This is a genomic window from Pseudomonas syringae group sp. 26L6, from assembly GCF_032587815.1.
GTDB lineage: Bacteria > Pseudomonadota > Gammaproteobacteria > Pseudomonadales > Pseudomonadaceae > Aquipseudomonas > Aquipseudomonas amygdali.
On sequence record NZ_JAWHPJ010000022.1, the window covers coordinates 1 to 13,196 of the forward strand.

Sequence of the window (13,196 nt, forward strand, 5' to 3'; positions counted from 1 at the left end):
CGTCAAGATTAAATTCCAGAAACCCTCATCGCTTACGCGTTGAGGGTTTTTGTTTGTCTGGGGTTCCACAAACCTCTGCATTCTCCTGAACTCATAACCATACCTCTCCGGCAGTCATTCAGACCAACATGCTTATGGCAATCCAGCGCGCTTGCCCTTATGGTTCGGCATCAGGTTCTACGCACCGGTCAAGGAAGCAAGCATGTCCGTTACAACCTCTCTGAGTGCAGGTTTTATGGTGGTTCAAGGCAACCGCCCGGATGAGCTGCGCAGTCTGGTTGTGTCGTGGATGCGACGTTATCCATTGGCCCCCCTGGAAAACGAGATTGCTCTGGTGCAGAGCAACGGCATTGCGCAGTGGTTGAAACTGGCGTTGGCCGAGGACGCTCAGGATGAAGACAGCGGCGGCTGTGGCATTGCCGCAGCCATAGACGTCCAATTGCCCGGTAGTTTCATGTGGACGCTGTACCGCATGATTCTCGGAAGCGATGAAATACCGTCGACTTCCTTGCTCGACAAGACCCCGCTGACCTGGCGCTTGATGCGCTTGCTCCCTGAACTCATCAATCAGCCACACTTTGAGCCCCTGCAGCGTTTCCTGACCGACGACACTGATCTGCGCAAGCGCTATCAATTGTCCGAGCGTCTGTCAGATCTGTTCGACCAATATCAGGTTTACCGCGCCGACTGGCTGGAGGACTGGGCCGCTGGCCGCCATCAATTGCGCGATGGGCGAGGTCAGCCCAGACCGCTGTCAGCCGCCAATTGCTGGCAAGCCGAACTGTGGCGCGCGCTGCTAAATGATGTCGGTGCCAAAGGTATGTCGCAGAGTCGAGCGGGTGTACATCAGCGTTTCATCGAGCGCATCGGCAGCATGACCGAAGCGCCTCCGGGTTTGCCGGCACGCGTCATCGTTTTTGGCATTTCCTCGCTGCCCGCACAAGCGCTCGAGGCATTGGCGGGCCTGGCGAAGTTCAGCCAGGTTCTGCTCTGCGTTCACAACCCGTGTCGCCATCACTGGGCTGATATCGTCGCCGACAAGGACCTGCTGCGTCACCAGTACAAACGCCAGGCGCGCAAGACCGGAATGCCGATGGTCCTCGACCCGCAAGCGCTGCATCAGCATGCTCACCCGCTGCTCGCTGCCTGGGGCAAGCAGGGTCGCGATTACATCAATTTGCTGGACAGCCATGATGATCCGCGCAGCTACCGCTCTTCGTTCAAGGATGAGCGGATTGATCTGTTCAGTGAAGTCGAGCCCACCAATCTGCTGAATCAGTTGCAGGACGATATTCTCGAGCTACGCCCGCTGGATGAAACCCGTGAGCTCTGGCCGGCAGTCGATCCGCTGGAAGATCGCTCGGTCCGTTTCCATGTTGCGCACAGTGCGCAGCGCGAAGTGGAAGTGCTGCATGACCAGCTATTGGCACGGTTCAGCAAAGACCCGGGCCTGCGCCCGCGTGACGTGATTGTCATGGTCCCGGATATCGACAGCTACGCCCCACACATACGAGCGGTATTCGGGCAAATCGAACGCGAAGATCGGCGCTTCATTCCCTTTACGCTGGCCGACCAGGGGCAACGTGGCCGCGAACCCTTGCTGATTGCCGTTGAACACCTCCTCAAACTCCCGGACAGCCGCTTCCCGGTCAGCGAAATCCTTGACCTGCTCGACGTTCCCGCCTTGCGCGCGCGCTTCAGGATTCAGGAGCGCGATCTGCCAACGCTGCACCGCTGGATAGAAGGCGCCGGCATTCGCTGGGGCCTCAACGCACAGCAGCGTGCCGGTCTGGGGTTGCCGGATGCTCTGGAGCAGAACAGCTGGCATTTTGGTCTGCGGCGCATGCTGCTGGGTTACGCCGTGGGTGCAGGTGACGCTTACGACGGCATTGAGCCTTACGATGAGATTGGCGGGCTTGATGCCGCATTGATCGGCCCACTGGTAGCGCTGATTGACGCGCTTCAGGTGGCCCATACGGAATTATCGACACCCGCAACTCCGTACACGTGGGGAACGCGCCTGCAATCGCTGTTGCAGTTGTTCTTCCTCGCCGACAGCGAACACGACGATTACCTGCTCGCTCAGCTTGAAACACTGCGCGAAAACTGGCTGGAAACCTGTGAAGCGGTAGGGCTGACCGATGAGCTGCCGTTGACCGTTGTGCGTGAGGCCTGGCTGGCCGGGCTTGATCAGGGGCGTCTATCCCAACGCTTTCTGGCGGGCTCGGTCAACTTCTGCACCCTGATGCCCATGCGCGCCATTCCATTCAAAGTGGTCTGCCTGCTGGGCATGAACGACGGCGATTACCCGCGCGCGCAACCGCCGCTGGATTTCGACCTGATGGGCAGCGACTACCGCCCCGGCGACCGTTCGCGGCGTGAAGACGATCGCTACCTGTTGCTGGAAGCGCTGCTCTCGGCCAGAGACCAGCTCTATATCAGCTGGGTTGGCCACAGCATTCGGGACAACAGCGAGCGTCCTGCATCGGTTCTGATTGGCCAATTGCGCGATCACCTGGCCAGTGGCTGGAAGCTGGCTGGCGAGACCGAACCGGACGGCAAGCAGGACGATGGCGAGCGTTTGCTGAACGCGCTGACTGTGGATCACCCGCTGCAGCCTTTCAGTGCCAGTTACTTCCATGCAGGCACGGGGTATTTCAGCTTCGCCCGCGAGTGGCGCCTGCTGCATGAAACCGACCTTCAGGTGCCCATACCTCAAGCGCTTCCCCCCCATGAGCAGGAAGAACCCCTGTCCATTGCACAGTTACAGGACTTCCTGAGAAACCCGGTGAAGCATTTCTTCAGCCAGCGCCTGAAGATCTATTTCGAAGTCGCCGAAGCGCCGCTCGCCGATGAGGAACCGTTCGTGCTCGATGCGCTTGAGCGTTACGGCCTCAGTGAAAGCCTGCTCAGCGCAGCGATGGCTTCCCCTGACGATATGGATGTCGCCCTGAAAGCCCAGGCACTGAAACTGCAAGCCAGTGGCCTGCTGCCGCTCGCGGGGTTCGGCACCTTGATGCAGAGCGAGCTGATCGAGCCGTTGCCAGACGTCCTCAAGCGTTACCACGACCTGTTGACCCTCTGGCCCGAAACGTTGAGCAGCGCATTACCGATCAGTTTCAGCCATGGCAGTGTGAGTATCGATGGCTGGCTTGGCGGGCTGCACCGTAACGCTCGTGGTGAGCTGTTGCTGGTCACGGCGATTCCCAACAGCATCGGCTCGAAAAAGACTCGCAAATGGCACCGGCTGATTCGGCCGTGGGTCAATCACCTGGTTGCCTGCGCCTGCGAGCTGCCGTTGCACACGGCACTGGTCGCCAGTGACGAAACCCTCATGCTCGAACCGTTGGACAAGGACGCGGCCATTACCACGCTGAATCACTTGCTTATGGCTTGGCTACGCGGCATGCAAGAGCCTTTACCAGTCGCCGTCAAAACCGCATTTGCCTGGCTGGGCCAGCCCGCCGACAAAGCCGAAGCAGCAGCCCGCAAGGCCTACGAGGGTGACGGACAGACCACTGATGGTGAGCGCCGCGAAAGCACCGCGCTGGCCCGACAGTTTCCGGACTTTGACGCGCTGGTCGACAGTGAAGAGTTTGCAGGCTGGTGCGAGACGCTCTACAAACCGGTTTACGATGCGCCCTGGCAGTCGTTGTCTGGCGGGGAGGGTGGCGCATGAACGAACATTCCCTTCCTCTGGCACTGCGCTTTCCGCTACGCGGCAGTCAACTGATCGAGGCCAGCGCCGGGACCGGCAAGACCTTCACCATCTCCGCCCTGTACTTGCGCCTGGTGCTTGGGCACGGCACTGAACAGTCAGGCTTTGGTCGTGAATTGCTGCCGCCGCAGATCCTCGTGGTGACCTTTACCGACGCCGCTACCAAAGAGCTGCGTGACAGGATTCGTACCCGATTGGCGGAAGCTGCGCGGTTCTTTCGTGACGAGATTGCCGCACCTGACGGTTTGATTGCCGAGCTGCGCGAGCAGTTCGAGGCCGAGCAGTGGCCGGCCTGTGCCAGCCGTCTGGACATCGCCGCACAGTGGATGGACGAAGCCGCCGTCTCGACCATTCACAGCTGGTGCCAGCGCATGTTGCGCGAACACGCATTCGACAGCGGCAGCCTGTTCACCCAGACCCTGGAAACCGACCACAGCGATTTGCTCGGTGAAGTGTTGCGCGACTACTGGCGCCGCTTCTGCTATCCCATGAGCGGCGACGCGTTGACCTGGGTGCGGGAAAATCTGAGCGGTCCGGCGGCGTTGTTGCCGCGTGTGCGAGGTTTGTTTGGTCGTGATCGCAGCCCGCTCACTCAAGAGCCCGCCGAACTGATCGAGGCGTCATTGCAGGAGCGCCGAGCAGCGCTCGCTGCCCTGAAAGCGCCTTGGGCCGCCTGGGCTGAAGAGCTGTATGCGCTCTGTCAGGATGCCGTAGCCCGCAAAGTGGTCGATGGCCGCAAGATGCAGGAGCGCTACTTCAAGCCCTGGTTTGAAAAGCTTGCCGCATGGGCCGCTGACGACACACAGGAAACGCTGGACCTGGGAACCGGTTTCACTCGCCTGACTCCGGAAGGCGTTGCCGAAGCCTGGAAAAGTGATCCGCCTTCACATCCTGCTTTCGAGGCCATGGCACAGCTGAAAGCTGCGCTGGACAGCCTGCCCAAGCCGGATGCCGCGGTGTTGCAGCATGCGGCGCAGTGGGTAAGCGCCCGCTTTGAAGAAGAGAAGCGGCGCCGTGCCGAGATGGGTTTTGACGACATGCTGCTCAGGCTCGATGCCGCCCTGCACAGTGCTGGCGGCGAACGTCTGGCCACCCTGATACGTGAGCAGTTTCCAGTAGCGTTGATCGATGAGTTTCAGGACACCGACCCGGTGCAGTACCGGATCTTCGACAGCATCTATCGCCTTGAAGGTAACGACGAGCAGACCGGGCTGTTCCTGATCGGCGACCCCAAGCAGGCGATCTATGCGTTTCGCGGTGCCGATATCTATACGTACCTGCGCGCCCGGCAGGCCACCGATGGCCGTTGGCACACGCTGGACACCAACTACCGCTCCAGCCATGCAATGGTCGCGTCGGTCAACCATGTCTTCACGCGCGCAGAACAACGTACACAAGGTCGCGGAGCGTTCCTGTTTCGTAATGATCAAGGCAATCAGGTGCCGTTCTCCAATGCGCTGGCTCAGGGGCGCAAAGAGACCCTGGAAGTCGACGGCGCGCCACTGACTGCACTGACGGTCTGGCATCTGGAAAGCGAACAGCCGGTGTCCGGGGTCATTTATCGCCAACAGTTGGCGGCCAGTTGCGCCAGCGAGATCGTGCGCCTGCTCAACGCCGGTCAGCAGGGCCGTGCCGGTTTCGCCATGCTTGATAAACCGCTGCGCGGGCTGCGTCCGGCCGACATTGCGATTCTGGTCCGCGATGGCAAGGAAGCGCAGGCGGTGCGTCAGCAACTCAGCGCGCGTGGCGTGCGTAGTGTTTATCTGTCGGACAAGGATTCAGTATTCGCCGCTCAGGAAGCCCACGACCTGCTGTCCTGGCTCAAAGCCTGTGCCGAGCCTGATTCAGAACGTACGCTGCGTGCCGCACTGGCATGTATCACGCTTGACCTGCCACTGGCCGAGTTGGAGCGTCTGAATCAGGACGAGCTGGCGTGGGAACAGCGCGTCATGCAGTTCCGTGGCTATCGTGCCGTGTGGCGCAGCCAGGGCGTGCTGCCGATGCTGCGCCGCTTGCTGCACGACTTTGCCCTGCCGCAGACATTGATGACGCGCACCGACGGTGAGCGAGTACTGACCAACCTGTTGCACTTGTCTGAACTGCTGCAGCAGGCCGCCGCCGAACTGGACGGCGAACAGGCGCTGATTCGGCATCTGGGCGACCACCTTGCGCTGTCCGGTCAGGCTGGCGAAGAACAGATCCTGCGTCTGGAAAGCGACGAGCAACTGGTCAAGGTGGTGACCATCCACAAGTCCAAGGGCCTGCAATATCCGCTGGTGTTCCTGCCATTCATTTGCTCCTCGAAACCCGTGGACGGCAGTCGCCTGCCACTGCAGTTTCATGACACCGACGGCAACTCGCAGATCAGCCTGCAGCCCACCGAAGCGCTGATTCAGCAAGCCGATGAAGAACGTCTGGCCGAAGACCTGCGCTTGCTCTACGTGGCGCTGACCCGTTCCGAACACGCTTGCTGGCTGGGCGTTGCCGACCTCAAACGCGGCAATGCCAGCAACTCGATGCTGCACCGTTCGGCGTTGGGTTATTTGCTGGGTGGCGGTGTTGCGCTGGCCGAGTCGGCAGAGCTGAAAGTCTGGCTGCGTGATCTCGCGCAAGGCTGTGATGCGATTGCCTTGCAGCCTGTTCCCGAGCCCACTGACGAACGCTTCAGTGCGCCGCGCAACGAAGCCGCGCTGGTCAAACTGCTGGTACCCAAACGTCGCGCTGCCGAGAACTGGTGGATCGCCTCCTACAGCGCCCTGCGTATCGGCGACACCGTAACCACCGGTGCCGATGAATCGCCTGACAGCCCGCAGGCACAGAAGCTGTTCGACGACGAGCGCCTGGACCCTGAAGCGCCGCGTGACATTTTGACCAGCGGCGGCGATATCCACCGCTTTCCGCGTGGCCCCAACCCCGGCACCTTTCTGCATGGACTGCTTGAGTGGGCTGGCAACGAAGGTTTTGCGGTGACCGCTCACGCGCCGGACAAACTGCAGGACGCCGTTGCCCGGCGCTGCAATCGGCGCGGTTGGGCGGGCTGGATCAATACCCTGAGCGATTGGCTGCAGCACATGCTGAACATGCCGTTGCGTCTGTCGCCGGATGCCACACCGGTCGCGCTGGGTGAGCTGGACCAGCCCAATCAGTACCGCATAGAGATGGAATTCTGGTTCGCCAGCAACAACGTCAATGTGGCGCAGATGGATGCCCTGGTACGCCGCTTCACCCACAACAACGCGCCGCGTGCCGCGACCGAGACGGTTTCGCTCAATGGCATGTTCAAAGGCTTTATCGACCTGACGTTCGAACACGACGGTCGTTATTACGTGGCTGACTACAAGTCCAACTGGCTGGGCACCGACGACACTGCGTACACCGAACTGGCGATGGAAACCGCCATTCTCGACAACCGCTACGACCTGCAATACGTCCTGTACTTGCTGGCGTTGCATCGTCAGCTCAAGGCACGGATGGCCGACTATGATTACGACCAGCACATGGGCGGTGCGCTGTATCTGTTCCTGCGCGGCAGCCGTTCGGTCTCTCAGGGCGCGTATTTCGTCCGTCCACCACGCGAACTGATAGAGAGTCTGGACCTTTTGTTTCAGGGTAAACCGTTAGCGCATGACCTGCCGGGAGCATTGGCATGAGCCGCTCGTTCGATGATCTGTTGCCTACCGCGCTGGACGACATCAGCCTCGCTGAATTGAGTCCGCTGACGCGCGTCGGCGATCTGTTGATCCTGCTGGAGCGCTGGGTCGAGCGCGGCTGGTTGCGTGCGCTGGACAAAGCATTTGTCGCGTTCCTCAGTGACCTCGATCCGCACGCCGATCCACTGGTGCTGGTGGCTGCGGCGCTGACCAGCCATCAGCTCGGTCACGGCCATGTCTGCCTGGATCTGTACGAAACCCTGAAAGAACCGGACTTCGCCCTGTCATTGCCACCCGAGGGCGATCAGCAAGGCGGGACAGTGCTGCTGCCCTCGCAACTGCTGGCAGCACTGGATGGCGCCGCCTGGTGCCAGGCGCTGGCGCGCAGCATGCTGGTGGCCGAAGTCGGAGACTCAAGTGCCGAGGCGCTGCAAAAACCATTGGTGCTTGCCGAGCGACGTTTATACCTGCGCCGCTACTGGACCTATGAACGGCGTATCGCCGCAGCCTTGCGTCAGCGCCTGGCGCAGAGCGAAACGCCGCCGGAGGATCTGCCGCAGCGCCTGAATGCCCTGTTCGGGCCTGCGAACTCAGCGCCTCAAGCCATTATCGACTGGCAGAAACTTGCCTGCGCGCTGGCGACCCGCAAGGGCTTCAGCATCATCACCGGTGGCCCTGGCACCGGCAAGACCACAACCGTGGTGCGCTTGCTGGCGTTATTGCAGGCCCCGGCGGTGCAGAGTGGCCAGCCGTTGCGCATCCGTCTGGCGGCACCTACCGGCAAGGCGGCGGCCCGGCTGACCGAGTCCATCAGCCAGCAAGTGCAGAGCCTGGATGTCAGCGACGACGTACGGCAGAAAATCCCCAGCGAAGTCACCACCGTCCACCGCCTGCTGGGCAGCCGCCCCGGCACCCGGCATTTCCGTCACCATGCGGGCAATTTACTGCCGCTGGATGTGCTGGTGGTTGATGAGGCGTCAATGATTGACCTGGAAATGATGGCCAATCTGCTCGACGCATTACCGCCGCATGCGCGCATGGTGCTGCTCGGCGACAAGGACCAGTTGGCGTCCGTTGAGGCGGGTGCCGTACTGGGCGATTTGTGTCGCGACGCCGAAGAAGGTTTTTACAGCCCTGAAACTCAGGCCTGGCTGGAAGCCGTCAGCGGCGAAGACCTTGGCAAGGGCGGTTTGCGCCAGGGCGATGCACAGCAGCATCCGTTGGCCCAGCAAGTGGTGATGCTGCGCCACTCGCGTCGTTTCGGCCAAGGCAGCGGCATCGGCCAGCTGGCCCGACTGGTCAACCTGCAGCAGGACCAACAGGCCCGCGCGCTGCTTGCGGCGGGCAGTCACGACGACCTGTTCGCCCTGGCCCTCAAGGGCGAACAGGATCTGAAGTTCGAACGCCTGGTCCTCGACGGTCTTGGCAGGGGCGAGCAAGGTCCGCAGGGTTACCGGCATTACCTGAACGTACTCGCCGCCGAGCGGCCCGCCGACGATTCGGCACTGGACGACGCGTGCTGGACCCGTTGGGCGCGCTCGGTACTCAGCGCCTTCGATGCCTTTCAACTGCTGTGCGCTGTACGCAAAGGCCCGTGGGGCGTGGAAGGCCTGAACCAGCGCATCACTCATGCGCTGTTCAACGCAAAGCTGATTGAAAGCGAACAGCAATGGTACGAAGGCCGCCCGGTGTTGATGACCCACAACGACTATGGCCTGGGCTTGATGAACGGCGACATTGGCATCACCTTGCGCCTGCCCGAGCGCGACGGCGACGGCAAGCAAGTGCTACGTGTCGCGTTCCCGCGCAACGACGGCAGCGATGGCGTGCGCTTCGTCCTGCCCAGCCGCCTCAATGAGGTAGAAACCGTGTACGCCATGACCGTACACAAATCCCAGGGCTCGGAATTCGCCCACACCGCCCTGATCCTGCCCGAAGCGCTCAACCCGGTACTGACCAAAGAACTCATCTACACCGGCATCACCCGCGCCAAACACTGGTTCAGCCTGATCGAACCCCGCCACGGCATCTTCGAAGAAGCCCTGCGCCGCAAGGTCAAACGCCTGAGTGGGCTGATGTTGGGGCTTTGAGCCTGCCCGTGATCACGCCTAAGCCGCCTGCAAAGTCGTGAAGGCTCTGAAAAGCTGGCGTCTGCCCGGATGGAGCGGAAGCGGACCGGGCGCCAGTGGGAGCGGACTCGTCCGCGAACTGCCGGGAACCGGCAGCAACGGTGCACACGGTACATCAGACGCAACTGAGGCAGCCCGTCTAAGGGCCGCCGCAGATCCGACACAACACCTCACACGCCATAATCCACATACCGCGCCATGAGATTCGGTCGGCTAAACGTGTCAATCGCATAAACCCGCTGCCACATGGCATCGACCTCGGCCTTGAACGTGGCGTCATCCATGTCGATCCAGTAACGAGGGTTGCGGCCGCGCTGCTGATCGTAACTGGCAGTGACCGGGTCCAGGTGCCGGTACGGTTCAAACAACGGGATGTCCGGAATCGGGCCGCTGGTGTCCATATAGTTTTGGAGGAAGTCCCAGAGTGCACAGGGGCGTTGCTGGAAATCGTCAGGGCTGAGCAGTGCGTGAAAGTTGATGGACTGCTCCTCGTAGCGATGCTGGAGAAGCAGGCTGTAATACGATCCATGTCGATCATGCGTGGTGGTCATGTAGGCATCGAACTCGTAGAACGGCGCGATGAACTCGTCGATCACCCCTTCTTTTCGATGGCGTTTGTAGCCGAAGATCGTGATCAGGCCGGTTCTGCGGTTAAGCTCCCAGAGTGGGCCTTTTGGCGGGCGGAACCAGAGGCGGGGAAAGTGATTGATGACGATATGGCCGACGACCCAAAAGACCAACCAAGGTGCCATAAGAATCGGAAATGTTTCGATGATATTATTAAAGTACAGGGTGATGGCTGAGTCAGTCGGCTTATTGATACCCAAGAAGCTTACGAGCAAGAACATAGGAAGCAAAATAATGAAAGACCATTTTCCACCCTGTTGCATGAATAACCATAATTGCGTTTTTAACGGGAGCTGAGTAAAGCGGAATCGCTCTTGATCATACTTTTGATGCAAGTCAACTGATTCAAAGATAGCCGGTGCATAAGTATTTTCAGCTTTCTGTTGTATCGCTTTTATCTGCTCTTTTTGCCAAAATCTCATGCTCTCAGGTGTGGAGTTTTTCATGAGTTCAATAGGCACTGCCTCCTGAGTTGAGGACCAAGGCAAGCGTATGGCACCAGACAAGATAGTACGGGGCTTAAGTGCACATGATTGCCGTAAGATGTTGTCTGGACTGTATGAGTGGGAAGCGTAATAAAGCCTATGGATTGATTTAGTCATTAGCCTCGGCCTGGTGAGTTATTTCATCTGTCCAAAATGGTTGGTTAACCTTATTGACGTCTGGCTTGGTCCACGCATCGCTAAACCGGGGTTGACTCTCGTGCCAATGCTCCGCGTTGGCATGCATCCCGTGACGCTCCGCGTCACGAATCTGCAGCCTTGCGCGTTATCAAGTGTGACTGAGGTTTAGGTTTTGCATGCGTCCGACCTGGAACACAGTCCCGTCGCTGACCGGACGCCACATCTCATGATCCGTAATCCACATACCGAGCCATGAGATTCGGGCGGCTGAACGTGTCAATCGCATAAACCCGCTGCCACATGGCATCGACCTCGGCCTTGAACGTGGCGTCATCCATGTCGATCCAGTAGCGAGGGTCGCGGCCGCGCTGCTGATCGTAACTGGCAGTGACCGGGTCCAGGTGCCGGTACGGTTCAAACAACGGGATATCCGGAATCGGGCCGCTTGTGTCCATGTAGTTTTGCAGGAAGTCCCAGAGAGCACAGGGGCGTTGCTGGAAATCATCAGGGCCGAGTAATGCGTGAAAGTTGATGCACTGCTCCTCGTATCGATGCTGGAGCATCAGGCCGTGATAGCAGCCATGACGATCATGCGTGGTGGTCATGTAGGCATCGAACTCGTAGAACGGCGCGATGAACTCTTCGATCACCCCTTCTTTTCGATGGCGTTTGTAGCCGAAGATTGTGACGAGACCCGTTCTGCGGTTTAGCTCCCAGAGTGGGCCTTTTGGCGGGCGGAACCAGAGGCGGGGAAAGTGATTGATTACGATGTGGCCGATAAGCCAGCTGAGCAACGGAATGCCTAGCAAAAACGGGTAGAGGCCTATTAGCAGCTCGACAGTGACCTGTTGCCATGAGTCATCGCAAGCGTGGACAACAGCGATGTGTGAGATTATTGAAATTGGAAAGAGGATAATGAAGCCTACTTTTCCAAACAGTAGAATAAATATCCAGAATTGAGATCTGAATGGAAGCTGTGAAAATCTAAAGCGTTCCTGATCAAAATTCTGATGGAACTCCACGTCTTCAAATATTCTGGCTTTATAGGTTCCGAGGTTTTTTTTCGGTCATCCTCTATTTTCACCCTCTCCCAGAATCTCATTTTTTCTGGGGTGGATTGTCTAACGATCCCTGGTGTAGCCACTTGCTGAGTCAGACCCCATGGCAGGCGAAACTTGTAAGTCGCGCGTGACTTTCGAATATACGGTCTTTGCTCAGGGATATTGTGAGGGTTATAGGCTTTATGTCCATAGCAAGTGTGTGTCTTTGATTCAGTCATTCAAAGATACCTTATGCGTTGTTTCATCTGCCCAAAAGGGTCGATTGATGACTTCAAAATTTGGTACTGCCCATTTTGAACTATATTTAGTCGGGTCTTTGACCGGAGGCGATGGGAAATATAAATTCTCTCTTCCGTGAGTTAAAACGAACTGAGCCCTTACAGCCCATTTATAATAATGCCTGCTGTTGCCAGTTGATGAGATCTGGGTAGTCGGTGTGGTGAAAAACAGCTCAATCGCATTAGGATAGAGGCGCTGCGCATTGGGGCGTGTTGCTTTATCTGTGACTTCAACTGTTGCCCGGTAGGGAACGCCTTGATTATTGATCCTTTCAAGAATGCGGCAGTGACGGCAGTCGGCTTGAATGCTGACACTGTGAAGGCTGCCAATAACGCCTGGTAGACGGCTCTCTAAACGAATGACGGTGTCAGCGCTGCGTATGGCATGCGGTATTTTTGCGTGGGTATCAAATGTGGCGTGCTGTTCGTGAGCCGGATTTCTCTCTATTGAGATACTGATACCCGCAAGCAGGCTTGCCAGCCGGTAAAAGGCCTCTAATGGGTCCTGTAAATACAGGTCAATTGAATGGCTCTCACCGAATGGTCCGTTTGCTAACCAGGACTCCAGTGGCGTTGAGCTCATAATGATGACCAAACCCACGCCCATGCCGATCAGCAGCAACGCCGCCCAGCCTAGCGGATTGAGGCCGAAGTAGACCGTTAGCCCCCCGACTATCGAACCAAGAGCGCTTAGTAGACCGCCCATGGAAATTAGCAGATAGCCATATATAGCTTGATCATTCCATTGCCATGCATACCAAATGTCATATAGGTTGATAGTGCAAAGTAGACTTCCTGAAAGTATTTGAGCGATCAGGCGGCTGGTGATTTGCTTGGTTACAACTTCGCCAAGTGTCTTTCCAAGCCAGCGTTCTGCGCCTTCTTCAGAGATTACCCACAGAGACTTTCTACTTAAAAAATCTTTTGGTTGGCTACCCAGTAATTTTACAGTCAGCGCCTCCAGCGCGATAGTCAGATCTACAATAGCGCTGATGATGCCGGCGGTTGCCCTTGCACTATTCTTTTCTCGCATTGTCTGTTTCAGAGCCTCACTCTCCGAACTCACATTCCAAACCTCCAACATCAACACCGCCAGACAAAACGGTGTCG

At 58.4% G+C, this 13,196-nt stretch carries 4 protein-coding genes and 2 pseudogenes; 3 read left to right on the plus strand and 3 right to left on the minus strand.

Annotation, left to right across the window (positions count from 1 at the left end; genetic code table 11):
- Positions 1 to 202: 202 nt before the first annotated feature.
- From recC to recD, 3 genes are read left to right on the plus strand one after another with little or no spacing between them, the layout of a single operon-like run.
- Positions 203 to 3,679: an exodeoxyribonuclease V subunit gamma gene (recC, locus tag RYA97_RS13220; RefSeq protein WP_117140337.1), complete on the plus strand. Its 3,477-nt coding sequence runs from the start codon at positions 203 to 205 to the stop codon at positions 3,677 to 3,679.
- The gene (gene recB / locus RYA97_RS13225; protein ID WP_316892468.1) at positions 3,676 to 7,368 is read left to right on the plus strand and encodes an exodeoxyribonuclease V subunit beta; all 3,693 of its coding nucleotides are present in this window, start codon (positions 3,676 to 3,678) and stop codon (positions 7,366 to 7,368) included. Before recC ends, recB begins: the two co-directional genes overlap by 4 nt.
- Complete coding sequence (gene recD, locus RYA97_RS13230) at positions 7,365 to 9,458, plus strand: exodeoxyribonuclease V subunit alpha (protein ID WP_117140339.1); 2,094 nt, start codon at positions 7,365 to 7,367, stop codon at positions 9,456 to 9,458. The genes recB and recD overlap by 4 nt, the downstream gene beginning before the upstream one ends.
- Positions 9,459 to 9,667: 209 nt before the next feature.
- On the opposite strand, the gene RYA97_RS13235 is transcribed toward recD, so the two are convergent.
- From RYA97_RS13235 to RYA97_RS26510, 3 genes and pseudogenes are all read right to left on the minus strand, one after another.
- A complete protein-coding gene (locus tag RYA97_RS13235) occupies positions 9,668 to 10,570 on the minus strand; it encodes a hypothetical protein (protein ID WP_162883019.1) in 903 nt (300 codons plus the stop codon).
- 401 nt (positions 10,571 to 10,971) lie between these two features.
- Positions 10,972 to 11,849: pseudogene (locus RYA97_RS13240) on the minus strand (hypothetical protein).
- 898 nt (positions 11,850 to 12,747) lie between these two features.
- Positions 12,748 to 12,849 (minus strand): annotated as a pseudogene (locus RYA97_RS26510) (hypothetical protein); the annotation flags it as partial.
- Positions 12,850 to 13,196: the final 347 nt, after the last annotated feature.

Bases quoted from the DNA above. Each gene is read 5' to 3' on its own strand.
- recC (WP_117140337.1), top strand. From the start codon at position 203: ATGTCCGTTACAACCTCTCTGAGTGCAGGTTTTATGGTGGTTCAAGGC.
- recB (WP_316892468.1), top strand. From the start codon at position 3,676: ATGAACGAACATTCCCTTCCTCTGGCACTGCGCTTTCCGCTACGCGGC.
- recD (WP_117140339.1), top strand. From the start codon at position 7,365: ATGAGCCGCTCGTTCGATGATCTGTTGCCTACCGCGCTGGACGACATC.
- RYA97_RS13235 (WP_162883019.1), bottom strand. From the start codon at position 10,570: ATGAAAAACTCCACACCTGAGAGCATGAGATTTTGGCAAAAAGAGCAG.